We start from the raw sequence: 24097 nt of genomic DNA, 5'->3' as shown, positions 1-24097 counted from the left end.
CATTCTCTCGGCAGCGGCTGGGCTTGGAGGCGGGAGGGATTTGCAGGGGTGCCTGGCGGGCTCCTATCATAAGGGGACTGAGTTCCTCAGCTCACAAACTGCTCGTTGCCCGCTTCGAGCCGGGTGTCCATCTCAGGAAGGAGTGGCTATGAAGGTCAAACAACTACTCGACAAAAAAGGCGGCCAAGTCTGGTCTGTAGCTCCAGGAGACTCCGTCTTTCAGGCGCTTGCCCTGATGGCTGAGAAGAATGTCGGCGCGCTGTTGGTGGTGGAAGGAAACAACCTCGTGGGCATTTTTTCGGAAAGGGACTACGCCCGCAAGGTCATCCTCAAGGGCAAAGCCTCCAAGCAGACCCGGGTGGAAGAAATCATGAGCAGCCGGGTGACGACGGTGCGCCCCGACCAGAGCATTCCCGAGTGCATGGAACTGATGACCGAGCAGCGCATCCGCCACCTTCCGGTTCTGGAGGAAGGCCGGCTGGTCGGCGTCATCTCCATCGGCGACGTCGTCAAGACCATCATCTCCGAGCAGGAGTACATGATCGAACAGTTGAAAGGCTACATCACCGGCACCGGCCAGTGATTCCGCCCGACAACCCCCGGCCGGTCATCAGTTCTCAGCCAGGGCTGCCTTGCCAAGTTGGTGGCTCAAAACTTCTGACGCACTGCCTTAGTGGTAGAAAATGGCGGCCATGGGTTTGCCCTCCGGCAGTCGCTCCTGCTCGATGGCATAGACGGGCTGTCCATGGAGCAGGGTGCGCAAGGCGCAGAGGTCGATGAGGTCGAGGTCGCCGGGCTGGCGCTGATCGTGTACGTAGGCCTGTCCGCCCTGATCGATGCCGCCCCAGCAGTGCGCATCATGAGCCACGAACAGTCGCTGTACGCGTCCTTCAATGGCCTGGGGGACGATCTTTTCCAGATTGGTGGTGGCGCGCCCGTTGGCGGCCAGATTTCCATATTCGGCCAGGGCCCTTTGAATGGCCTCCTCCATCTTGGGCCGGATGATCTCCCATCCTTTCTGGCCCAGTTGCCTGTCTGAAGCCTCGTCGGGATTGCCCTCGATGCCCTCCTTGAGCAGGTTGGAGTAGGAATTGACTTCCCGATAGATGGGAAAGAGGTAATCCACGCCGGCAAGGATGAGAGGGGCCGACTGATCCTTAAGGGCCTTGGAAGCGTCCTTGTCGACGATGCGGAAATACTGCTGAATCAGTTCCTTTTCTTTCTCCAGCACTCCGCCGCTTCCGTGAAAGACGGCCGCCCGGCGTCCCTTGCCCCCTGCTTGTCCCTCGCCCGTTCCGGTATGAAACTGGACTTCCTTGCGGGGAGCGTCGTATGCCACGGTCCCTTCCAGGCCCTTGGAGGCTTCCGGCAACTCCAAGCGCCGGGTTCCCTCCGAGGTGCAATCGATCAGGCGGGCTTCTTTCTGGCTCAATGCCAGGACGAAGTAGCGGCTCTCGCGGTTGAGCACGGAAATGAGGGGCGTGATATGAAACAGCTCGGCCAACACTGCCTCTTCCTTTAGCTCCAGCGGCGTGCGAAACCACTTGAACTCGTCTTCGCTGATGAAGACGGCCAGTCCGTCGGCGTGTTTGCGCCAAAAGGTCTCATCCTGGAGGAGCCGCTCGGCAGGCTTGAAGAAGGCATCCAACCGGGGCTTGCGCCATCCGTGTTGGCCGAGTTTGTCGCGGGCCTGGCGCAGGAGGTTTTTGTAGCGAATCGTGTCTTTTTCTATGTTGTGGGCTTGACTGTCGGTCGGCATAAGGATGGAAACGCAAGGCCTGCCCTCACGTTCTTGGGCCAACCATGCCAGATCTTCATGAGTAAACATCGGTATTCACCTCTCGAGATTATAGACGTCAGGTTGGGAGATGTCTGTGTTGTTTCTGTTCGAGTTCCTGTTGCAGTGCGTCTCGGGCCTCCTTCAGAGCATCGCTGACCCGCACTTCGTAGGGCTCCGCCAGCGCATCGAGTGAGCGCAGCCGCGCCGGCAGGCGTTCGATCTCGCCGCGGGCCCGAAGCCTGCAATCACGCAAGGTCGGGGACGCGGAGTCGAGGCGCCGCCCCGACTTCATCACGGGCTGCAGGAGCGGCCGCCCGGGCGACGACTCCTCTTGCAACGCCAACACGTCGTAACTGGCTTTTCCCCCCTTCTCGAGGCGGTAGACCTGCTTTCGCGAGGGGAGATGCTTCTTGCTGGTGGAAAGCTTGATGCGTCCCTTGCCGGCGTAGCCGACCAGCTTGTAGGCGATGTCCAGGTAAGGCGCGTCGGCGCTGACGCCCATGCGGGTGCCGACCCCGAATCCGTCGATGGGAGCGCCTGAGTCGAGCAGTTCCTTGATGGACTGCTCATCGAGGCTGCTGCTGGCGAAAATCTCCACCTGCTGCAAGCCGGCCCGGTCGAGAATGGCGCGTGATTGGCGGGCCAGCTCGGCTAGGTCTCCCGAATCGAGACGAATGCCCCTCACCTTGAAGTCCTCACCCAGCTCCCCGGCCAAGCGTACGACGTGTCTGACACCCTGCAGAGTGTCGTAAGTATCGACCAGCAGGATGGTCTCGGGATGGACGCCGCAAAAAGCCTTGAAGGCTGAGTACTCGTCATCGTGAGCCTGGATGTAGCTGTGGGCCATGGTCCCGCTGACCGGGATGTCCAGGCGGCGTCCGGCTGCCACATTGGAAGTGGCGTCCACCCCGGCGATGTGGAAGGCGCGAGCGGCTTTGAGGGCGGCGTCGGTGCCGTGCATGCGCCGGGTTCCGAAGTCGACGAGGGTGCGTCCGCGGGCTGCTTCCACGACGCGGGCGGCCTTCGACGCCATCAGGGTCTGAAAATGGATCTGGTTCATGAGGAAGGTTTCCACCAACTGGGCTTGGGCGATGGGCGCCTCGACTTCCACGATGGGCTCGTCGGCAAAAACGGGGGTTCCCTCGGCCACCGCGTAGACGTCGCCTTGGAAACGAAAGTCCCTCAAGGCCCGCAAAAAGCGGCTGGAAAAGGTGCCCAGCGAGTCCAGATAGCGGATGGCGTCCTCGTCGAAGCGGACGTTCTGCAGGAATTCCAGGGCGTCCTCGAGTCCCGCCGCCAGCAAGTAATGGCGCCCTTCGGGCAAGCGGCGCACGAAGAGGTCGAAGACGGCTTTGTCCTGCAAGCCCTCCTCCCAATAAGCCTGCACCATCGTGAGTTGATAGAAATCGGTAAACAGCGCCAGATCGGTGCTCTCAATCAAGTTGTTGGACGCAGACATGGCGGTCCTCGGGCGGCCGGCCCACAGGCACGGCCGAGGTTAAGGATCAGAGATGGGCCATGCGCACGACGGAGTGCTTGGCTACGACCTGTCCCTCTGGACTCTCCTCCAGAATGGCGCCGGCGGCCAGCATCTGCTGCAGGGCTTCGTCCCCGTCTCCGGGATTCAAATTGACGGGGCGGGTGGCGGGCTTGATCAGATGCACTTCCAATCCCGTCTTGAGCGCGTCCAAGACGGTGTGCTTGACGCAGTAATCCTGAGCCAGTCCGCCCACCCATAGACGCACAACGTCGTCGTTCTGGAGTCGGCTGCTCAGATCGGTGGCCTGAAAGGCGGAATAGCCTTCCGAATCGGGCTCGTCGCCCTTGCTGACGACCTTGGTGCGGGAGGGCAAGTTGAGTCGGGGATGAAACTCGGCTCCCCGGCTGCCTTGCACGCAGTGGACCGGCCAAGGACCTCCCTGAGGCTTGAAGGTGGAATGATTCTCCGGGTGCCAGTCGCGGGTGGCGTAGATCTTGCTGCCGGCCTCCTCGGCGGCTTCGATCCAGGCGTTGAGGACCGGAATGATCTCGTCTCCCTCGTCCACCGCCAGGGCGCCGCCCGGGAAAAAGTCGTTCTGGGCGTCCACGACCAGCAGGGCATCTTGATATCCAAGTTGTGCTTTCATTGAAATCCTATATATGTCAAAGCGACCCCAACAGGTTCGCAGGTTCTTCACGTGACCCTACTTACTACGATAGGATTGGAAGCCCCCACTGTCAAGCCAAGTACCCGAAAATGAACGACTTACGGCGATCTGGGCAGGCAGCAGCCGAGGCGCCCGATCGAGCGGCGGATCGGGTGCAATCAGAGGATGGGCCGAGGGAGGCTGGAAGCTCCGGGGTGCGGGGGGCCGGTCAGGCGCCGGCCGCGGCGAACGTCAGTCGCGGTCTTCAAGGGACTCGATTTGAGAGCGCATCATGGCCACGCAATCGAGCAGGTAGTCAGCCGGCATCCTCATCTTGCTGACCACGGTCAGGCCTTGGATGAAGCAGAGAAAAAAGCGGGCCAAGGCATGGGCCGGCAAGTCGGACTTGAGATCTCCTTCATGGACGGCCCGGTGCAGAGTCTCCTGCAAGGATTCCTCCAACGCCTGGAACATGCCGCTGATGCGTTGATGGATGGGGGCATCACCCGCGCCCACTTCGACCGCCGTGGTGTTGATCAGGCAACCCTGGCGGGGATCTTTGAGGGCGCGTTCCTGCAGGAAGTCGAGATATCGGTAGAGATTGTCGAGGGCGTCGCCCGCTGCCCCCAGAATGGCGCGGCTTCTCCCCAACAGATCGGCGCTGTATTGCTCGACGACTTCGCAGAAGAGGCTGTGCTTGTCGCCAAAGGCGGCGTAGAGCCCGGCCCGATTGATCCCCATCTCGTCGACCAGGTGCTGGATGGAAGCCCGTTGATAACCTCGGGCCTTGAATACATCGGCAGCTTTCTGCAGAGCCATTTGCCGATCAAAAGAGTAACTAGCCGAGCACATCGTCACATTATGGCACAGGCTTAGATGCAAGGGTCAGAATGGTACGACCATCGCTTGTTGCAGTCCGGCGGGGCTCCAGGCACAATCGAAGGCACACCTGAAATCCACCAGGACTTAAAGGAGGGAGAGCAACCATGAAAATGAGCAAACTGAGATTTTTCAGTTCCCTTTTGCCGGCGGTCATGCTGGCGTCATTGCCCCTTTTAGCCGGGGCAGCCGAACCCAACGATTCGCCCAAACCCGACAACCAGATCTTCCAGGCCGAAGACGTGTTCGAACTGGAATATGTCTCCGACCCTCAGATCTCGCCCGACGGTTCGCACATCGTTTACGTGCGCCGCTCCATGGACATCATGACGGACCGCAACCGGGAGGCCTTGTGGATCATCGCCTGGGACGGGAGCGGTCACCGCCCGCTGACCAGCAGCGGCGAGAACGCATCATCGCCGCGCTGGTCTCCTGATGGAGGCCGGCTGCTCTACCTCTCCGACGCGGGAGGATCGACTCAGATTCACGTGCGCTGGATGGACACGGGTCAAAGCGCCCAACTGACGCACCTGAGGCGCTCTCCCTCCAATATCGCCTGGTCCCCCGACGGAGAACAGATCGCTTTCACCCAATTCGTGGCGACGCCCGACAAGCCTTTCGCTTCCATGCCTTCCAAGCCCGAAGGCGCCCGCTGGGCTCCACCCGCCAAGGTCATCGACGAACTGCTTTACCGGGCCGACGGTGCGGGATTCCTGGATGAGGGAAGCGCCCAGATTTTCGTCCTGCCCTCGGGCGGAGGCACTCCCCGCCAGATCACGGCCGGGGCCTTCAGCCACGGCGCTCCCGTCTGGTCGCAGGACTCCAAGTCGTTGATCTTCTCGGGCAACCGGCGCCCCGATTGGCAGTACGATCCCCTCAACTCCGAGATCTACCAGGTCTCGCTCGAGGACGGCCAGGTCCAGGCCCTCACCTCCCGCCAGGGACCGGACAACGCTCCCGCACTCTCCCCCGACGGAAGCCATATCGCCTACCTGGGATTCGACGACCGCTACCAGGGATACCAGGTCACCCAACTTTACCTGATGAAGCGCGACGGCTCTCAAGCGCGTTCCCTGACGGCCTCGCTCGACCGCAGCGCGGGCAATCCCTCCTGGGCCGGCGACGGAAGCGGCCTTTTCTTCCAGTATGCCGACAAGGGCAACACCAAAGTCGCTTTCGTCGATCTCGAGGGCAACGTCAGCAAGCTCGCCGACGACCTGGGCGGCACCTCCCTGGGACGCCCTTACGCCGGCGGCTCCTTCTCGGTTTCCGACAACGGACGCATCGCCTACACCTACTCGCGCCCCACTCGGCCCGCCGACCTGGCCGTGACGTCCGAAGATGACGAGGTGCGGCGGCTCACCGGAGTCAACGAAGACCTCTTCGGGCACAAGGAACTGGGGCAGGTGGAAGAGATTTGGTACAAGTCCTCGTTCGACCAGCGCGACATCCAGGGATGGATCGTCACGCCTCCCGGCTTCGACGCCTCGCGCAAGTACCCGCTGGTGCTCGAGATCCACGGGGGTCCTTTCTCCAACTACGGCGACCGCTTCTCGGCCGAAGTCCAGCTCTACGCGGCGGCCGGCAACGTCGTGCTCTACACCAATCCCCGCGGCAGCACCAGCTACGGACAGGAGTTCGGCAACCTGATCCACCACAACTATCCGGGCCAGGACTATGACGACTTGATGTCCGGGGTGGACGCCGTCATCGAAAAGGGCTACGTCGATCCTGAGCAGCTTTACGTGACGGGAGGCAGCGGCGGCGGAGTGCTGACCAGTTGGATCGTCGGAAAGACCGATCGTTTCCGGGCCGCCGTGGTGGCCAAGCCGGTCATCAACTGGTACAGTTTCACGCTTACCGCCGACGCCTACAACTTCTTCTACAAGTATTGGTTCCCGGGCTTTCCCTGGGAATATCCCGAGCATTACCTGAAGCGCTCGCCGCTATCCTATGTGGGCAACGTGACGACCCCCACCATGCTGCTGACGGGAGAGTCCGACTACCGCACTCCCATGTCCGAGAGCGAGCAGTTCTACCAGGCCCTCAAGCTGCGCAAGGTGGAGAGCATGCTGGTGCGCATCCCCGAAGCCTCTCACGGCATCGCCCGGCGCCCCAGCAACCTGATCGCCAAGGTCAATCACATCCTGGCCTGGTTCCAGCGCTACGGAAAGGACGCGGCTTCCGAATAGGCGCGCTGCCGGCCTTAGACGCGGGCCGGCTGGCTGACCGGCCGGCCCCCGTTGAAGAGGACCTCGCTCTCAGGCTGCAGAAGCACCCATAAGCCGTAGATGCCCAAAGCCGTGCCGAAGGGGAAGTGCATCAAGTCGATAATGCTGACGACGATGCCCAGCACCCGTCCCCAGGTGCGGAATTGCAGCAAGCCGATGCCGGCCAGCAAGCTGGGCAAGGAGAGCACGCCCAGCAAAATGAAAAGAAAGGCGCCCACCAGGGCCATAACCGTCATGCCGGCCAGGGCATCCGGTTCCTGCTCCGAGAGTCCGGCCACGCCTGCAACGCCGCCCAGCAACCCGAAGAAGAAGAGCAAGCCGAACGCTGTCAGGACTCCGATACCGCCCCACAGGACATTCAACACCGCGAACACTTTGACATGAGTTTCCATGGTTGCTTCCTCCCTTCACTGTACGATACCCCACCGGCTGGTGTTCAACGCTCCACCTGGAGCGAACAGTTTTTCCGATATTTGCCGATATGTACTTTGACCGGGCCGCCAACCGTCTTCCAAAGGGGTTTAGCGTCTCAAGGGGCCCTTGAGAAAGAGGATGCATGGCTCAACAACCACAGCCTAGCCGCAGATTCACCCGCTGGGGCGTCAGCCTGGCTTGCCTTTTCCGCCATGAGGGAGCCGTCCACAAGGGGCGCATGCACGACCTTTCCGAAGGAGGGGCCTTCCTGGAGTCGAGCGTCTGTCCCGCCAAAGGCGCCCGCATCACACTGGCCCTCAAATCGGCCGACGGCCAGCGCCAGTTCAATCTGGGGGCCGAAGTCCGCCATCGGAGTTCCATCAAGACGCCGCGGGGCAAGCTGTTGGGGTTCGGAGTCGAATTCCGCAACCTGACGCCGCAGGCCGTCGCCGACATCGAGCAACTCATCATCCGCCACGGTCAAGTGTCCGACTGATCCTGCTAAGGATTCCAGTTCTCCAGTGAAGTTGAACCCACTTTCTTATACAGTAAATAAAACTTGACGAACCAGCCCCAATAAACCTAGAGTGGCCAGGAAGGCCATGGGCTCATAATCAAGCCAAGGAAACAGGGCAATATCGCTAGTTGCTTTGTGACGCATATATCAAGTCGACACTCAAGCGATCTTTTCAAGCGCGGATCGTTCCCGATGCGACTGCTCAGACTAGGACTTGACCTTGGGGAAAGCGCCGGCAGGGCAGAGGTTGCCCCGTTCCGAAGCGCATTCCAGTTGGCCGCGCCCGCATGCGGGTGCGGCGGTTCATCCTTTCAGGAGGACGCAACATTGCACCTATTGACTAGACTTGGCATAGTTTTTGGCCTGTTGGCCGTTGTAACAACCGGCGCTCTGCTGGCTCAGGACAGCGATCAACCGGTCAACTTCACCACTGAGGGAACCCGTGTTTTCTCCTCGGACACTTCCGCCCTGACCGGGCCTTCCCAGGCCCCCGTGGGTGAGATTATTTCTTCATTTCTGCGCCAGAAGCGGGTGAGCGCGCGCACGGTCCGCTCCATTCGACCGGCCCGTTATCAACCCTCCCTGGCCGACTCGCCCTTCCGGCCGCGCAGGCACCGCCTCAATGCTCCGGAGCAAGACGAACTCATCCTGGTGCGTCAGGAGCAGGAGGTTGACGGACTGCGCGTGTACGGAACCTACGTGAGAGCGGCCATGAGGGCGGACGGCAGCCTGGTTCACCTGATCGAAAACCTGGTTGAGGTCCCCCAAGAAGGCATCCGGCCGGCCGTGATCGGCGAGCGCCAGGCGCTGTCCTCAGTCCTCAGAGCCCTTTACCCGGCTCAGCCGACCGACCTGGACGAGGTTTCCCAGCGCGAGCGCACCACGCAATTCACCAACTACGGTTTTTTCTATCGCAGTCCCAAGGTGACGCGGGTGGCCATTCCCATGCAGGACGGTTCACTGCGCGAAGGCTTCGCGGTCGAAACCTGGACTCAGGACGACAATATTCTTCACGAGACTCTCGTGGACGGAAACGGACGCCTTCTGGCCACGCAACTGCGTACGGCCGTCGATTCCTACAACATCTTTCCCGATCATCCCGGGAATTCCTCTCAGACGGTGGTTTCGGGGCCTGGCTCGGGCAACGCCGAGTCGCCCGTCGGCTGGCTCTTCGCTTCCGGTCAGACCACCATCAACATCAGCGGCAACAACTGCCACGCCTATCTTGACCACGACAACAACAACGCTCCCGACGCGGGCGGCACTTCGGTCACCGACGGCAACTTCTTGGCTTCGGCCAACCTGAGCATCGATCCCACCTCGGGCGACAATCCGGCGGTGGCGGTGCAGAACCTCTTCTACTTGTGCAACGTCATCCACGACAAGCTCTACAGCCATGGCTTCGTGGAGTCGGCGGGCAACTTTCAGGAAGACAATTTCGGCAACGGCGGATCGGGCTCCGACTCGGTCAACGTCGAGGCCCAGGACGGCGGCAGCACCAACAACGCCAACTTCGCCACGCCTTCGGACGGCTCCAACCCTCGCATGCAGATGTACCTGTGGACCTTCAGCACGCCCCGCCGCGACGGCGATCTGGACTCCGACATCCCCTGGCATGAGTACGGCCACGGGCTGACCTGGCGCATGATCGGCAACATGTCTGGCCCCATGTCGGGAGCCATCGGCGAAGGCGAGTCGGACGTGCTGGCCATCCTCACCAACGACGATGACAGGGTGGGCGAATACTCCTTCAACGACCCAGTCGGCATCCGTTCCGAGCCCTACACCAACTATTCCCGCACCTACGGCGATTTCACCGGCAGCAGCGTCCATTTCGACGGCGAGATCTGGGCTGCCACGGTGTGGCGCATGTGGGAGCTGTTCCAAGCCAACAGCATTCCCAAAGACACGCTCTGGGACTACATCGTCGACGGCATGAACTTCACGCCCTCCGGGCCGGCCATGGAAGACATGCGAGACGGCATGCTGGCCGCTTCGCCCGATTCCGTTCATGACTGCCTGATCTGGGAAGCGGCGGCCGCCTTCGGCATCGGCGACGGCGCTGCGGCCACCATCTCGGGAGGTCCTTTCGGGGGCAACGTCGACATCACCGAGTCCTTCGACCTTCCCCAGGAGTGCGGAGGAGGAGGAGATCCTCCCCAGTGCACCGGAGCCGGCGGCTCCTGTTCCTCCGACAGCGAGTGCTGCTCCAACAAGTGCAGGGGACGTCCGGGCAACCAGACCTGCCGCTAGTGCTGCCGGTCTTAAATTCTGAGCCAGGGCCGCCGTTTCTTGTCCCTGAAGGGGACAGATTCGCCAGCCCAGGGTCAGCCCCGGCGAGCGCAAGCGAGACGGCGGCGCCACCCTGGGTGTCAGACGGTAAAGGGCCGAACGCTGAAAGCGTGGAATAACGCGACAAGGTGGCTCATAGCTTCTGACGCACTGGACCAGATCCCAAGGCAGCAAAGAACGGGACGGTTCTTGAAATTGTCCCCTAAAAGAGGACCGGGCCGCCCATCGCCACGCGGCGATGAAAGCGGCCCGGTTTTTCGCTAGGATCTTTGGGCTTTAAGCCCCTATCGTTTCTTCCTCGGGAAGGTTCTGGTGGAGGGTCGCCTTGTGCTTGGCCACCAAGACCTGGCAAGGCGCTTTGCGCAGCAGGGTTTCAGCCGTGCTGCCCATGAGCAGCCGCGCCAGTCCGCTGCGGCCATGAGTGGAAACCACAATCAGATCGGCGTCCTGCTCGAGGGCAAAATCTGAAATCGCCTTAGAAGGCGTCCCCCGCAAGACCACCAACTGAATGTCCACTCCCGCGGGCACGTTGGCGGGAACCATCCGCTCCAGTTTTTGCCGGGCTTCTTCCTTGAATTCGTTCAAGGAAGGCCCCAGCGTTCCCATAGGATCGATTCCAGCCGGCATGTCCAAGACGTGAACCAGATAAATTGTCGCGTCATTTTCAAGGTTCAGGTTGAAAACCGTTTCCAAGGCCACTAGGGAGGCCTCTGAGAAATCGGTGGCGGCAATGACTTTCTTCATTTGCATGGCTCACCTCCCGAGGGAGCCGGCTTCGCACTGAATCCTTGCAATCCTCATGCCAGCACCAGGGCCCTGAAACCGCGCTGCAACTGTGTGAAATGCCCACAATGGGGAGGATCGCTAGGTGAAAAGGCTCGCTGCGGGGCTCTATGGGTTGGACGGGTTTCCGGGAAGCAACTGGAAGGTTGGCAGAGGGAATTTGATCAGCAGGCTGGACCGCACCTGCTGCTCTCCGCAGTGGCTGCTGCCCAGTTGGTTCAAGGTCTCGATGAGGGAGCAGTTGACAACTTCTACCGGTTCCAAGCACGAAAACAGCCCGGCTCCCGGCTGGCGCAGGATCAGTTGGCGAGTGACTTGGCTTTCCGAGCGCAATTGTTCGTCGGCAATCCACAGCGGCCCCTGGCAGGAATCGGCGCTGCCGTCGGCAACTTGGCGGCCCAGCAGGTAATCGAAGGACATGGGAAGGGCGTTGCAACTGTGGAGATTGGCCGGATTAAGACCGGGCTGGGTGCCGATCTCACCCACCTCTGGGGCACATTGCGGAGTCTCGCCCAACTGCCAGGGCCTGATCAGGTCGGCTTCGCCGTCGATGTTGCGGGAAGCCCCCACGGCGGTGACCGAAAGGCCGAAGCGTCCCGAGCGGAAGTCGCTGCCCCGCAGTCCGGCCCCGCCTCCGGGGGCCCCCTGGAAAATCCATTCGCGGGTGTCGAAGGTGGTGGCCGGAATGTCCAGGTCGAAGGGATCGATGAGCCGGGTCTCCCCGCAGTCCAGCACCAGCAGAAATTCGAGCACCTGGCGGCAACGATCATTGAAATAGCGGAGATGGAGGGTGACAGCTTGAGCGGGATGGATGTTGACGAGTTCGATCAGATGGGGGTTCTGCGAAGCCGAGAAGCCGGTCAGCTCGCTGACCGTTCCCTCAGCCAATCGCTGAGGAGTCAAGTCCAGCGCCGTCAGGTCGATCCCAGCGTCGAGGTAGAAAAGCATCTGGGAAGCGGCATTGGGGAAAGCCGTGGGGGCGCCGCTCAGGCTGGAAAGGGACAAGTCGGAGCTTTGGCGCAACCCCATCATGGCGAAAAACCGATCGGAGCGGGCATGAAGAGAGCCGCCGAAAGCCGCCGGAGCATCGGGGAAGAGTTCGTCGATGAAAGAAGAAACACCTTCTCCTCCCGCCAAATTGAGGCTGCGCTGGCGCAGAATGGAGCCGTCGGCATCGCGCAGGGTGAGTTGAATGTCGGCGGCCCGGGTGGAAACGTTGGCCAGGGCCACTCCCGACTTGGAGTCTGCCCGACTCTCGGTGAAAACGTGGTATTCCTTGCCGGGCGGCTGGCCGGTGACCGACACTTCTCCGTTGAGAGTGAAGATGAGGCTGCCTGAGAGGCGAGAGCTCGAGACCTGGGAAAAGACCTCGGCATAACCCAGCCTCAGATCCTCTCCCGCATCGCTGACCAGCTTGAAGGTGCCGCCGGGACTCACCGAGAAGTCGACCCGGCTGGCCGCTTGCCCCTCGAAGCTCAGTTGCAGAGGCGCCCCCGACCGGTCGCGGAAGACGATATGTCCCTGGTCAAGGCTGCGTCCGGGATTGGTCAAAATCACCTCGGAGCGGATGCCTCCGCCGTCGGCCACCTGGGGAAAGACCAGCAGCGGCAGAGGACGAATCCTGCATTGGGCCCAGCGCAGAGAGCGCGGCGCCTGAGGACTCTGGCCTGCCGTGTCCAGGGAGGTCACGAAAGCCATCCGGCGTCCATCGGCGCTGAGCGGGATCTGCCCCCCTAACACGGCGCTGTCTCCTCTCGTAACCTGCACCAGGTCGCGCTCTTCAAGATCGAAACTGTACAGTTGGAAGCTGCCGAACGGGTTGCGTCCGGTAAGGTCGATCTGGGATGGGAAAACGATGCGCAGCCCGTCGGCGCTCATCGAGGGGGCGCCAATGGAAGCCAATCCCTGAGAGCGGAAGCTGTGAGTGACCTGCTGCAAGGAAGTCTCGGCATCCGACACCTGGCTGAGCAAATAGATCTCGGCGCTGTGATCGGCGTTGCCCGAGGTGGGATCGTCGCTGGTGGCGAAGGTCAGGCGGCTTCCGTCTCCGCTGGTGAAGGGAGCGGAGAGGGTTTCGCTGATCAGGAGCACCCTGTCCTGCTGAGTCTCCAGATCGATCGTAACGATGCGGTCTCTGACCCCCTCTTCGGAGACGACGTAGGTCAGCCTGCCCCCGGAGGCGTCCAGCGAAGGCACGCCGAATCGACGGTCGGGCAGCAAGGTGACCTGCTGCAGGGTTCCCTCCGCCACGTTGTAGAGGAAAAGCTGAGGCCCGAAGGGGTTGGACTGGATGACGTCGTCGCTGGAAACGAAAGCAATGCGGCTGCCGTCGGCGCTGATAACCGGGTGGATGGACCCGTCGCCGTTCAGGTCCGGCGATTCGGTGATCTGGATCAGCTCTCCTGAGGACGCTTGCAACAGGAAGATCTCGCTGCTGCCGTCGGCGTTCTCTCCCGTCAAATCCGAAGTGGAGGAAAAGACGACAAGGCCCAGATCGGCCGAGGCCCGCACCGGTTGCGGATCACGGGCCACCGTGAAGGAGGAGATCTGCTGCAGGGAACCGATCTGCAAATCCGCCACGAAGACCTGGTTGAGCTGCTGGGGATTGGATCCGGTCAGATCAGCCGCGGTGGTAAAGAGCACTCGCTCTCCATCGGCGCTGATGGCGGCCACCTGCAAATCGGTCAGCGCGTCGCCCAGGGGAACCTCAAAGACGCGGCAGACTTGTGAGCCGGCCAGCGCGAAAGTGCTGCCGGCCGTCAAGACCAGGCAGGCCGAAAGCAAGCAGACTCCCGTCATCCGTCCCCCCGCAAAAAGCCTTTCGCGAGGTCTGTGAATCTGGGTCGCCTGTCCCCGCTGCATGCCTCTTAGGATACCCCATGCCCCCACTCGTCGCAGACGCAAGCGAATTTTTTAGCAGACTGACCGAGTCCGCCAAACGGCCCGACCTCGGAACACATCGGGCACGTGGGAGAGGGGGATTCGTCTATACTTGTTGGGTTGATGTTGATGCTTTCCCTTTTTCTGTTGGCGGGCCAGGTGCAATTCGTCGACGTGGCGGCCCAAACGGGGCTGGATTTTCAGCACGTGAGCGGCAGCCCCGACAAGGCTGCGCTGCTCGACACCATGAGCGGCGGAGTGACCTGGATCGACTTCGACGGCGACGGCTCGCTCGACCTCTATTTCGTCAACGGGGGCACCTGGGAAGGCCTGCGCAGCGGCTCGCGAAGCGCTTCCAACGCCCTTTTCCGCAACCGCGGCGACGGCACTTTCGAAAACGTTACCGCCCGCGCCGGAGTAGAGGGCCTGCACTGGGGCATGGGCGCCGTGGCCGTCGATTTCGACAACGACGGCGACAGCGATCTTTATGTCTGCAACTTCGGGCCCAACCACCTCTTCCGCAACAACGGGGACGGCACCTTTACCGACATCGCCAAGCAGGCCGGGGTGGACCACGCGGGCTGGGGATCCTCAGCGGCCTGGGGCGATTACGACGGAGACGGGAATCTCGACCTCTATGTCGTCAACTACGTCGACTACGAATTCGAGAAGGCCCACCAGCGCTCCTGCAACTACCGGGCTCTCAAGGTGCACTGCGGACCCAAGGGCATGAAAGGCGCCGCCGACGTTCTCTACCGCAACAAGGGCGATGGCACTTTTGCCGATGTGACGTCCGCTTCAGGCGTGGGCGCCGTCAAACCCTCCTTCGGCTTGGGGGTCATCTGGGGAGACACCGACGGCGACGGCGATCCCGACCTTTACGTGGCCAACGACTCGATGGCCAACCTGCATTTCATCAACCAGGGCGACGGCACTTTCAAAGAGACGGCCCTGATGGCCGGCACGGCATTCAGCGAGGACGGCAACGCTCAAGCCGGTATGGGCATCGCCATGGGCGACTACGACCGCGACGGGCAGGTCGACCTCTACGTGACCCATTTCTCGGACGACCACAACACCCTCTACCGCAACCAGGGCCAAGGACTCTTCCGCGACCACAGCTACGCCTCCGGACTGGGATTCTCAAGCCGCCAGATGCTGGGCTGGGGCACCCAGTTCTTCGACTACGACAACGATGGCTGGATGGATCTCTTCGTGGCCAACGGGCACGTCTATCCTCAGGTCGATGAATTCGCCATCGGCACCCGCTACCTGCAGCCCAAGCTGCTCTACCGCAATGACGGCCAGGGCTTCCAGAACGTCACCGGATCGTCCGGGGCCGACCTGCTGGTTCCTTCGGCCTCGCGCGGCGCGGCTTTCGCCGACTATGACCAGGACGGCGACATCGACATCGCCATCAACAACCTGGACGGGCGTCCTCAACTGCTGCGCAACGAGGGGGGCAACCAGGCCGGTCACTGGATCAACGTCCACCTGCTGGCAGGGGAAAAAAGCAACCGCGACGCGGTGGGCGCCGTGGTGACCATCGAGACGGACTCCTTTCGCCAGTCCCAGGAAGTGCAGGCGGGCGTCAGCTTTCAGTCGGGCAGCGACCTGCGGCTGCACTTCGGCCTGGCCGGCCATGAGAAGGTGAACAAGATGCATGTGCGCTGGCCCGACGGAAGCAGCCAGGTCTTCACCGACATCGCCGCCAACCGCTTCTACCGCCTGCTCCAGGGCGAGTCGCCGCGGGAACTGAAAGCAGCTCCGGGAGGCAAGCCATGAGAAGCCGCCCGCAACCTCGGCGCTTGCGGGTGTTTTGCTCCTTGCTGTGCTGGATTGGCGCATTGGGAGCGGGATGGCCCCAGGCGGCCGGGCAAGAGCCTCAGCAAAGCGGCCGCGGCGAGTCCTATTACCAGTTGGCGTTGGAGCAGTTCCGCCAGAACCAGTTCAGGCAGGCCAACCGCCTGGCGCAAATGGCTCTTTCGCAGGACGAACAGAACTCCGCCTACCATCATCTCTATGGACTCACCCTGGCCGCCGTTGAACGGCCCTTCGAGGCAGTTGGACACCTGCAGCGGGCCATCCAGCTCGAGGCCGGCAACCCGGGGCTTCACAACGACCTGGGAGTGGTGTTGCTGCGGGCCGGCCGGAACGAAGAGGCGCTGTCGGCCTTCAAGCAGGCGGTGGAGCTTGATCCCGACTACCTGACGGCTCGTCTCTATCTGGGACGCCTCTACCACAATTCCTCCCGTTCCGATCTGGCTATGGAACAGTTCCGGGCCATCTCCCTGCGCGATCCCCGCTTCCCCGGCGTCCACTACCACTTGGCCAAGATCTATCTCAACAACGGCCAACCCGAGGATGCACGCGACGCCCTTCTCAGCGAGGTCCGCCTCTATCCCCAGAACGCCCTGGCCCAGATGGAATTGGGGGAGGTGCTGTTGCAGATGGGTGAAACAGATCAAGGCCTGACGCATCTACACACGGCGAAGCAGTTGGAGCCCCGTCTGCCCCGGCTGCACCTGCTGCTGGCCAAGGGTTACCGAGAAAGCGGGCGCATGCAGGAAGCCCTCGAGGCGGCCCTGGAAGAGGTCAGGCTGCAGCCCCAGGACGCTGCCGCCCGCTACCTGCTGGCCCAGCTCTACCGCGATTCCGGAGAGCCCGAGAAGGCGGCCGAGCAACTGAAAAAGTTTCAAGAACTGAGGAACTGAGGGCCGTTACTCGTCGTGATCGGACAAGGACGGATACAATGTTGAATGGGATGAGACTTTTTCCTGCCAGTCTGAGCATCTCCATAGCGGCGATGATGGCCCTGGGCGTCCTGCTGGGCCAGTCATCCCGTCAGGAGGAAGCCGAGGACTACTACAAGAAGTGGATCGAGCAAGATGTCGTCTACCTGATCACCGAAGACGAACTGGAGGTCTTCGAGTCCCTCACGACGCCTGAAGAGAAGGACGCCTTCATCGAGCAGTTCTGGAAGCGGCGCGACGCCGACTTGACCACCGAAATCAACGAGTACAAGGAAGAGCATTACCGCCGCATCGCTTTCGTCAACGACCGCTACGGCAGCGGCATCCCCGGGTGGAAGACCGACCGCGGACGCATCTACATCACCTTCGGGCCTCCCGACGAGACCGAGTACCATCCCGGCGGCAACTACAAGCGCAAGCCCTGGGAAGGCGGCGGGCGCACCAACGTCTTCCCCTTCGAGGTGTGGACTTACAACTACATCCCGGGCGTGGGGCAGGACGTGGAGGTGGAGTTCGTGGACCGCTCCATGACCGGCGAGTTCAAGCTGGCCCTCTATCCCTGGGAGAAGGACATCAACCTGCACGTGGACGGCGAAGGCCTGACCACGGCTGAAAAGCTGGGACTGGCCTCGCGGGCCCAGCGTCCCGGACTCCACCCCGGCAACCTCAACAACATGGACTTCATGCGGCGCATGATGGGCGTCCGCCGCAAGGATCTGCCCATGGAGCGGGCCCTGCAGTACTTCAGGCTGCAGCGTCCGCCCGAGATCAAGCAGAAAGAGCTGCAGAAGATCGTCGACGCCCGGGTCAGCTACCAGGTCCTGCCCCTCAACCTGGACGCCTCCCATATCTGGATCGACGAGTCCAACGCGCTGATGCCCATCACCATGCAGATCGCCAACAAAGACCTGCAATTCGAGCAGCGGGACGACCGCTACCTGGCCCGGGTGGGCGTCTACGGCAAGGTAACCTCGATGACCGGCGAGGTCATCGCCGAATTCGAAGAGGTGCTCAATTCGCAGTACGCCGAGCATCAGTTAGAAGCGGGACGCACCCAGCGTTCGGTCTTCCAGAAGATCGTGGCCGCCGAGGCGGGCCGCTACAAGATCGAACTGGTGGCCAAAGACCTCAACAGCGGCAACCTGGGCACCAGCACCCGCAGCATCTTCATCCCGGCCATGGAAGCCGACCACTTGGTGGCTTCGCCGGTAGTGCTGGCCGAGCGCCTGGACACGCTGGAGGGCATTCCCGAGCGTCCCGAGACCTTCGTCATCGGCGACGTCAGGGTCATCCCCAGCGTGACCCGGAAGTTCCATCCCGACGACGACATGGGCGTCTACTGCCAGGTGCACAACGTGCAGATCGACCAGTCCACCCTCTCGCCCAGTGTCGAGGTGGAATACGAGATCCAGCGCAACGGACGCCTGCAGGCCCGTTTCACCGACCGCTCGGGATCTTCCATCAACTACGCCTCGCCCAGGCGCATGGTGCTGGTCCGCTCCATCCCGCTCAGCGATCTCAAGGAAGGCGACTACGAACTGATCGTGCGCGTCAACGACTTGCTTTCAGGGCAGAAAGTCGTCACCAAGTCGCGCTTCAAGATTCAGGGGAGTTGAGCATGCGCTTGGCTCCCTTAGCGGCGGTCGCGGCGATGTGCTTGTCGACGGCGGCGGGCGTCCGCCAGGGAGAGGGCGATCTCAAGCCGCCGGTCATCCTCATCACCATCGACACGCTGCGCTCGGACCGCACTTCGCCCTACGGCTATCAAGGCGCCGAAACGCCCGTCATGGAGGCGCTGGCCAAGGACGGGGCCGTCTTCGAGAAGGCCCTGGTGCACACTCCCATCACGCTGCCCTCGCACGCCACCATCCTGACCGGCACCTATCCCCATTTCCACGGCCTGCAGGACGTGGTGGGACGCCTGCGCGAGGACATTCCCACCCTGGCCGAGTGGTTCGCCGAGAGAGGCTACGCCACAGCCGCCTTCGTGGGCGCTTCCGTACTCTCCTCCGACTGGGGACTGGACCGCGGCTTTCAGCACTACGACGACGACATCGCCCAGGACGCCTCCGCTTCGCGGGTCGACTTCGACCGCATGGAGCGTCCTGCTTCGACCGTCGTCGAGCGGGCCCTGGCCTGGATGGACGCCCACCGGCAAGAGCCCTTCTTCCTCTGGGTGCACCTCTACGATCCCCATGATCCCTACCAGCCGCCCGAGCCCTACCGGACGCGCTTTGCCGCCAATCCCTACGACGGCGAAATCGCCTACGTCGACGCCCAGACGGGACGCCTTTTGGAGCGGCTCAAGGACCACCAGCTCTACGACCCGTCGCTGATCATCTTCACCGCCGATCACGGTGAGAGCCTGGGAGAGCATGGAGAGCGCTATCACGCCTTCTTCATCTATGAAAGCGTCCTGCGCGTGCCTCTCATCATCAAGGCTCCCCAGGGCAGAGCCGGGCCGCGAGCGGTTTCAGGGGTGCGGGTGCGTCCGCAGGTGCGGGCCGTCGACCTGGCTCCCACCATCTGCCAACTGTTGGGCCACAAGATTCCCCCCTGGATGCAGGGCCAAGGACTGCTGGCCTACATGCTGGGCCGGCGTGAGGCCGATCTTCCCGCCTATGCCGAGACCCACTACCCGCGCGTCCACTTCGGCTGGGCGCCCCTCTTCAGCCTCTCCAACGGCCGAGACAAGTTCATCCAGGCCCCCCGTCCCGAACTCTACGACCTGGCCCAGGACGGAGGCGAGTTGAAAAACCTCTTCCAGGGCAATCAGGCCCTGGCCAACCGCCTTTCCGAGGAGTTGAGGGAGATTCAGAACAAGTACGCCGCCCAGCACGAAACGGCGCCCGAAGACTCCCAGGTCGACCCCGAAACCATCGCCCGCCTGCAATCGCTGGGCTATGTCGCCTTCGCCCAGGGAGGTACCACGGAGGACTACTCGTCGCTGCCCGATCCCAAGGACAAAATCGAGGTCTACAACCAGCTCAACCGGGCCATCGAGCATTCCCGCAAGGGACAAGTCGAGGAGTCGCTGGAGCTGCTGGAAAGAGTGGCCGTAGAAGAGCCCGAGATGCCGCTGGTGCACTTCCTCATGGCCTCCGAGTACGCCAAGGCGGGGATGCACCTCAAGGCCATCGAGCAGTATCGCGAGACCATTCGCCGCAATCCCGATTCCGATCCCGCCCGCTTTTCGCTGGCCCAGTCCTATCTGCAGGCCGGCCTGACCTCCAAAGCCATCGAGACCTGCCGCCAACTGATCGAGCGCGATCCCCGCCACTACGGGGCCCAGGAAATGCTGGCCCGCCTGCTGGCACGCAGCGGCAAGATTGGGGAGGCGGTCGAGCAGCAACGCAAGGTGGTCGAGCTGCGTCCCGACAGCGTCGACGCCCGCAACAACCTGGGAGCCTTTCTCTTTCAAGCCGGGAAACTGGAAGAGGCCGCGGCCAGCTATCGCGACGCCTTGCGGCTGGCTCCCGGCCATCCTCAGGCCCACATCAACCTCACGCTGGCCCTGTTGCAACTGCGCCGCTTTCCCGAGGCGCTGGAAGAAGCCCGCAAGGCGGTGGCGGTGGCTCCGCAGAGTGCCCTGGCCCATCTCTACCTGGGCCACGCGCTGCTGGGCAACCAGCGACCCGAGGAGGCCCGGGAGGCCTATAGAAAGGCCAAGCAGATCGATCCCAACCTGCAGGTGCCGTCGATTTGAGGAGCAAGAGCATGAGGACTTCGAGGCTGTTCAGAACGATGGCCGCCGCGCTGCTTTGTTGCTGCTCCCCGGCCGCGGCGTTTGCTCAGTCCGAAGCCAGGCCCGAATCGAAGACGGACGTCATCCTCATCACCATCGACACCCTGCGGGCCGACCGCTTGGGCTGCTACGGCTACCAGGAGGCCCGCACTCCTCACATCGACAAGCTGGCCAAGGAGGGCGTCCGCTTTGAGCGGGCCTTCTCGCCGGTCCCCCTCACCCTGCCCGCCCACACCAGCTTGCTGACGGGAACCTATCCGCCCTACCACGGGGTGCGCGACAACGCCGGCTTCAAGGTGCCGGACGGGATGCTGACCCTGGCCGAAGTGCTGTCTCAGCGAGGATACTCGACCGCAGCCGTGGTGGGCTCTTACGTGCTCGACTCCAAGTTCGGACTCGACCAGGGATTCGATCATTACTACGACGAGTTCGACCTCTCCCAACTGCAGCGCATCTCTCCCGGATACGTACAGCGCAGCGCCGACGAGGTTGTGGACGAAGCCCTGCGTTGGCTGAACGGGCAGTCCGACGACAGGCCGGTGTTCCTGTGGGTTCATCTCTACGACCCCCACGATCCCTACCAGCCTCCCCAGCCCTACGCCTCAAATCACCCCGGGCGGCCCTACGACGGCGAGATCGAGTTCAGCGACGCCCAGGTGGGACGCCTGCTGGAGGCTCTTCGCCAACAAAACCGCTATCAGGACGCCGTCATCGCCCTGGCCGGTGATCACGGCGAAAGCCTGGGAGAGCACGGCGAAGGGACTCACGGATTCTTCATCTACAACTCCACCCTCCAGGTGCCTCTCATCATCCGGCTTCCCCAGGGCGAGCAAGGCGGACGCGCGCTGCAAGAGTACATCAGCCTGGTGGACGTCTTCCCCACTCTCAGCCAGATCCTGCGTCTGCCCCGCGGCGCCTCGGCCCAGGTGCAGGGAGAGGGGCGCTTCGCCGCCATGCTGGGACGCGGCAGGACGTCCACTCCGCAGCCCCTCTACGCCGAAAGCTACTATCCTCGCTATCAGTTCGGCTGGAGCCAGTTGCGCGCCCTGATCCTGGAGGACGACAAGTACATCCTCAGCCCCTCCCCCGAACTCTTCGATCTGGAACAGGACTTCCAGGAATCGGACAACCTGGCGGGCCGGGAACAGGCCTTGGCCAACAGTCTCTCCTCGCGGCTGCGGGAATTCACGGCCCGCATCTCCCGCGACGAGGCCTCTTCACAGGCCGCCTTGGAAATCGATCCCGAAACCCAGGCCCGCCTGCAGTCGTTGGGCTATGCCGCCTTCTCCCGCCAGGTCGCCGACGACGATTCCTGGAGAGAATTGCCGGCTCCGCGGGAAAAGATCGACCTCTACAACCGCATCGTGGGCCTCATGGAACTCACCCAGGCAGGACGCCACGACCAGGCCATCGCGGGCTACCGCCAGGTGCTCGAGCAGGAACCCGAACTCAAGCTGGTGCGCTACAAGCTGGGCCAGAGCTACTTCGAGACTCAGCGCTATGAACAGGCGCTGGAGGAGTTCAAGAAGGTGGTGGGGATGGAAGGCGACAATGCTCCGGCCAACTTCGACCTGGCCATGACCTACATGCAGTTGGGGCGTTTGCCCGAGGCCTCCGCCGGCTTTGAACTGGTGCTCAAGCAAGAGCCCGAGCACGTCCGGGCCCTCTCCAACCTGGCCGTCCTGCAACGCAGGCAGGGGCTGCTCACCGAGGCCCTGGAGAAACTGGAAAAGGCTCACCGGCTGGCCCCCGCCGATGTCTTCGTGATGGGGAACCTGGGCGCCAGCTACTCCCTGGCCAACCGCCATCAGGAGGCCATCGGCATCCTCGAGAAGGCGGTTTCCCTGGAGCCCGAGAACGCCCTCCTGCACGCCAATCTGGCCTCGGCCTACGGACGCGCCGGCAACCCCGAAAAGGCCCAGGAGCACCTGCAGAAGGCCCGCACCCTCAACCCCTCTCTCTTCCAGCGTCCTTAAGGCCGCGGGCTTGCGCCGCAGAGGCGATTCACGGAACAATGGGATTGGGCGGCTCGTCTTTGGAGCCAACTGGTTAACAGGCGGAGGTGAAGATGCGCGGACGTGCGGTTTGGGGATGGATGACGGTTGCCGCTTTGCTGCTCGCGGCTTCGGTGCTGATGACTTCGGCTACGGCTGAGAAAGCCTCGGAAAAGGCCTCCAACGAGGCCGACGAGAGCGGCGTTTACATGCTGGGAGTGTCCGAGGAGGGCCGGCAGTACTGGCCGCGCTGGCGCGGGCCTTCGGGGCAAGGATGGGTCAAGGGCGAGGGGTATCCCGTCACCTGGTCGTCCAGCGAAAACGTGCTCTGGAAGACCGAGGTGCCCGGAGCGGGCAACTCCTCTCCCATCGTGTGGGGCGATTACATTTTTCTCACCAGTGCCTACGAGGGCGGAGAACGGCGCGCCATTCTGGCCTTCGAGCGGTCGGACGGCAGCCTGGCCTGGGAAGCTTTCGCACCTACCGATCCCAAGCTGGCCCGGCCCTATCCCAAGAACGGATTCGCCTCCTCCACGCCCGTCACCGACGGTGAGCGGGTCTACGCCTACTTGGGCGGACACGGGCTGATGGCGGTCGACTTCGAGGGCAAGATCGCCTGGACCGCCGGCGTGGGCGACGTCAGCCGCGCCTTTCACGGGACCGCCGGTTCCCCCCTGCTCTACAAAGACAAGCTGATCCTCTATCAGGACCTGCCCGAGAACGCCTTTATCGCCGCTTTCAACAAGCACAGCGGCGAGGAGATCTGGCGCACCCCGCGCGAGGGACGCGTGGGCTGGGGAACTCCCGTGGCCGTGCGCGCCGGAGACCGCGACGAGATCGTGGTCAGCAGCAACCGGGCCGTCAACGCCTACGACCCCGAGACCGGCAGCGAACTGTGGACCTGTCGCGGCAACACCTTCGAGGTCATCCCAACGCCCGTGGTGGGCCATGGACTGCTCTTCTGCAGTTCGGGACGCGCCGGCCCCACCCTGGCCATCCGTCCCGGCGGCTCGGGAGACGTTACCGAGACCCACCTGGAATGGCGGGCCGCCAAGGGTTCGCCCTTCGTCCCCTCGCCCATCCTCCACGGGGACCTGCTCTACATGATCAACGACATGCTGAGCATCCTCACCGTCTATGAGGCGGAAAGCGGCGACCTGGTTTACCAAGCCCGCATGGGCAAGCCCGTCCGCGAAGGCTTCTCGTCTTCGCCGGTGGCTGTCGGCGACAAGCTCTTCTTCACCAACGACGAGGGCCAGACTTTCGTGGTGCAGGCCGGACGCGAGTACAACCTGCTCCACACCAACGAAATGGGCGAGCCCATCCTGGCCTCCCCGGCCCTGGTCGACGGCACCTGGTACTGGCGCACCCAAAACCACCTCATCGCCATCGGCAACTAGTGCTGCCGGTCATAAGTTCTGAGCCAGGGCCGCCGTTTTTTGTCTGAAAGGGACAGATCCGCCAGCCCAGGGTCAGTGTTAGAAGTCAAGTCCGGGCTCGCTGAAGGCGAGCGATCCGCCACCCCAGCGACAGTGTTGGAAGTCAAGTCCGGGCTCGCTGAAGGCGAGCGATTCGCCACCCCAGCGACAGTGTTGGAAGTCAAGTCCGGGCTCGCTGAAGGCGAGCGATTCGCCAGCCCAGGGTCAGCCCCGGCGAGCGCAAGCGAGACGGCGGCGCCACCCTGGGTTTCAGACGGCAAAGGT

Annotated in this window: 17 protein-coding genes; 10 read left to right on the top strand and 7 right to left on the bottom strand. The window is 62.7% G+C overall.

Going from position 1 to position 24097, the window contains the following annotated elements; all coding sequences use genetic code 11:
* The first annotated feature begins 148 nt into the window (after positions 1 to 148).
* The gene (locus tag VLU25_07310; GenBank protein ID HSR67732.1) at positions 149 to 583 is read left to right on the top strand and encodes a CBS domain-containing protein; all 435 of its coding nucleotides are present in this window, start codon (positions 149 to 151) and stop codon (positions 581 to 583) included.
* An 87-nt stretch (positions 584 to 670) separates the two neighbouring features.
* On the opposite strand, the gene VLU25_07305 is transcribed toward VLU25_07310, so the two are convergent.
* From VLU25_07305 to VLU25_07290, 4 genes are all read right to left on the bottom strand, one after another.
* Positions 671 to 1828, bottom strand: coding sequence for a hypothetical protein (locus VLU25_07305; GenBank protein HSR67731.1), 1158 nt, complete (start codon positions 1826 to 1828; stop codon positions 671 to 673).
* Positions 1829 to 1856: 28 nt separating this feature from the next.
* On the bottom strand, positions 1857 to 3239 hold the full coding sequence (locus tag VLU25_07300) for a nicotinate phosphoribosyltransferase (protein ID HSR67730.1): 1383 nt from the start codon (positions 3237 to 3239) through the stop codon (positions 1857 to 1859).
* A 46-nt stretch (positions 3240 to 3285) separates the two neighbouring features.
* Complete coding sequence (gene pncA / locus VLU25_07295) at positions 3286 to 3906, bottom strand: bifunctional nicotinamidase/pyrazinamidase (GenBank protein ID HSR67729.1); 621 nt, start codon at positions 3904 to 3906, stop codon at positions 3286 to 3288.
* 252 nt (positions 3907 to 4158) lie between these two features.
* Positions 4159 to 4725: a TetR/AcrR family transcriptional regulator gene (locus VLU25_07290; GenBank protein ID HSR67728.1), complete on the bottom strand. Its 567-nt coding sequence runs from the start codon at positions 4723 to 4725 to the stop codon at positions 4159 to 4161.
* A 173-nt stretch (positions 4726 to 4898) separates the two neighbouring features.
* Between VLU25_07290 and VLU25_07285 the strand changes: the two genes are divergently transcribed.
* Entirely contained in the window at positions 4899 to 6977 is a 2079-nt protein-coding gene (locus VLU25_07285) for a S9 family peptidase (GenBank protein HSR67727.1), read from the top strand.
* A 14-nt stretch (positions 6978 to 6991) separates the two neighbouring features.
* Here VLU25_07285 and VLU25_07280 read toward each other — a convergent pair whose 3' ends face one another.
* Positions 6992 to 7408: a hypothetical protein gene (locus VLU25_07280; GenBank protein ID HSR67726.1), complete on the bottom strand. Its 417-nt coding sequence runs from the start codon at positions 7406 to 7408 to the stop codon at positions 6992 to 6994.
* A gap of 164 nt (positions 7409 to 7572) precedes the next feature.
* Between VLU25_07280 and VLU25_07275 the strand changes: the two genes are divergently transcribed.
* Positions 7573 to 7926 carry a PilZ domain-containing protein gene (locus tag VLU25_07275; protein ID HSR67725.1) on the top strand — a complete coding sequence of 118 codons (354 nt, stop codon included), beginning with the start codon at positions 7573 to 7575 and terminating at the stop codon, positions 7924 to 7926.
* A 387-nt stretch (positions 7927 to 8313) separates the two neighbouring features.
* Positions 8314 to 10200, top strand: coding sequence for a M36 family metallopeptidase (locus tag VLU25_07270; GenBank protein HSR67724.1), 1887 nt, complete (start codon positions 8314 to 8316; stop codon positions 10198 to 10200).
* A gap of 315 nt (positions 10201 to 10515) precedes the next feature.
* Here the strand turns inward: VLU25_07270 and VLU25_07265 are convergent, their stop codons facing one another.
* Positions 10516 to 10983 (bottom strand): universal stress protein, encoded by a 468-nt coding sequence (locus VLU25_07265; GenBank protein HSR67723.1) that lies wholly within the window; start codon positions 10981 to 10983, stop codon positions 10516 to 10518.
* Between the two features lie 147 nt (positions 10984 to 11130).
* Positions 11131 to 13821, bottom strand: coding sequence for a hypothetical protein (locus tag VLU25_07260; protein HSR67722.1), 2691 nt, complete (start codon positions 13819 to 13821; stop codon positions 11131 to 11133).
* 210 nt (positions 13822 to 14031) lie between these two features.
* On the opposite strand from VLU25_07260, the gene VLU25_07255 reads away from it, so the two are divergent.
* The 6 genes from VLU25_07255 (at position 14032) to VLU25_07230 (ending at position 23794) form a co-directional block, all read left to right on the top strand.
* On the top strand, positions 14032 to 15687 hold the full coding sequence (locus VLU25_07255; protein ID HSR67721.1) for a CRTAC1 family protein: 1656 nt from the start codon (positions 14032 to 14034) through the stop codon (positions 15685 to 15687).
* A complete protein-coding gene (locus VLU25_07250; protein ID HSR67720.1) occupies positions 15684 to 16616 on the top strand; it encodes a tetratricopeptide repeat protein in 933 nt (310 codons plus the stop codon). Before VLU25_07255 ends, VLU25_07250 begins: the two co-directional genes overlap by 4 nt.
* A gap of 50 nt (positions 16617 to 16666) precedes the next feature.
* A complete protein-coding gene (locus VLU25_07245; GenBank protein ID HSR67719.1) occupies positions 16667 to 18271 on the top strand; it encodes a GWxTD domain-containing protein in 1605 nt (534 codons plus the stop codon).
* A gap of 2 nt (positions 18272 to 18273) precedes the next feature.
* On the top strand, positions 18274 to 20361 hold the full coding sequence (locus VLU25_07240) for a sulfatase-like hydrolase/transferase (protein HSR67718.1): 2088 nt from the start codon (positions 18274 to 18276) through the stop codon (positions 20359 to 20361).
* 11 nt (positions 20362 to 20372) lie between these two features.
* Positions 20373 to 22376 (top strand): sulfatase-like hydrolase/transferase, encoded by a 2004-nt coding sequence (locus VLU25_07235; protein ID HSR67717.1) that lies wholly within the window; start codon positions 20373 to 20375, stop codon positions 22374 to 22376.
* A gap of 92 nt (positions 22377 to 22468) precedes the next feature.
* Positions 22469 to 23794, top strand: a complete 1326-nt coding sequence (locus VLU25_07230; protein HSR67716.1) for a PQQ-binding-like beta-propeller repeat protein — start codon at positions 22469 to 22471, stop codon at positions 23792 to 23794.
* Positions 23795 to 24097 lie beyond the last annotated feature (303 nt).

It is taken from the genome of Acidobacteriota bacterium (assembly GCA_035471785.1).
Taxonomy (GTDB): domain Bacteria; phylum Acidobacteriota; class UBA6911; order RPQK01; family DATIPO01; genus JANQFM01.
Note: the sequence above shows the minus strand (reverse complement) of the source record. Positions and strands in the feature narration are given on the sequence as shown.

What these genes read in the sequence shown, in the direction of transcription:
- VLU25_07275 (HSR67725.1), top strand. Translation starts at nt 7,573, where the DNA reads ATGGCTCAACAACCACAGCCTAGCCGCAGATTCACCCGCTGGGGCGTC.
- VLU25_07260 (HSR67722.1), bottom strand. Translation starts at nt 13,821, where the DNA reads ATGACGGGAGTCTGCTTGCTTTCGGCCTGCCTGGTCTTGACGGCCGGC.
- VLU25_07250 (HSR67720.1), top strand. Translation starts at nt 15,684, where the DNA reads ATGAGAAGCCGCCCGCAACCTCGGCGCTTGCGGGTGTTTTGCTCCTTG.
- VLU25_07240 (HSR67718.1), top strand. Translation starts at nt 18,274, where the DNA reads ATGCGCTTGGCTCCCTTAGCGGCGGTCGCGGCGATGTGCTTGTCGACG.
- VLU25_07255 (HSR67721.1), top strand. Translation starts at nt 14,032, where the DNA reads ATGCTTTCCCTTTTTCTGTTGGCGGGCCAGGTGCAATTCGTCGACGTG.
- VLU25_07235 (HSR67717.1), top strand. Translation starts at nt 20,373, where the DNA reads ATGAGGACTTCGAGGCTGTTCAGAACGATGGCCGCCGCGCTGCTTTGT.
- VLU25_07280 (HSR67726.1), bottom strand. Translation starts at nt 7,408, where the DNA reads ATGGAAACTCATGTCAAAGTGTTCGCGGTGTTGAATGTCCTGTGGGGC.
- VLU25_07300 (HSR67730.1), bottom strand. Translation starts at nt 3,239, where the DNA reads ATGTCTGCGTCCAACAACTTGATTGAGAGCACCGATCTGGCGCTGTTT.
- VLU25_07230 (HSR67716.1), top strand. Translation starts at nt 22,469, where the DNA reads ATGCGCGGACGTGCGGTTTGGGGATGGATGACGGTTGCCGCTTTGCTG.
- VLU25_07285 (HSR67727.1), top strand. Translation starts at nt 4,899, where the DNA reads ATGAGCAAACTGAGATTTTTCAGTTCCCTTTTGCCGGCGGTCATGCTG.
- VLU25_07290 (HSR67728.1), bottom strand. Translation starts at nt 4,725, where the DNA reads ATGGCTCTGCAGAAAGCTGCCGATGTATTCAAGGCCCGAGGTTATCAA.
- VLU25_07265 (HSR67723.1), bottom strand. Translation starts at nt 10,983, where the DNA reads ATGAAGAAAGTCATTGCCGCCACCGATTTCTCAGAGGCCTCCCTAGTG.
- VLU25_07305 (HSR67731.1), bottom strand. Translation starts at nt 1,828, where the DNA reads ATGTTTACTCATGAAGATCTGGCATGGTTGGCCCAAGAACGTGAGGGC.
- VLU25_07310 (HSR67732.1), top strand. Translation starts at nt 149, where the DNA reads ATGAAGGTCAAACAACTACTCGACAAAAAAGGCGGCCAAGTCTGGTCT.
- VLU25_07245 (HSR67719.1), top strand. Translation starts at nt 16,667, where the DNA reads ATGAGACTTTTTCCTGCCAGTCTGAGCATCTCCATAGCGGCGATGATG.
- pncA (HSR67729.1), bottom strand. Translation starts at nt 3,906, where the DNA reads ATGAAAGCACAACTTGGATATCAAGATGCCCTGCTGGTCGTGGACGCC.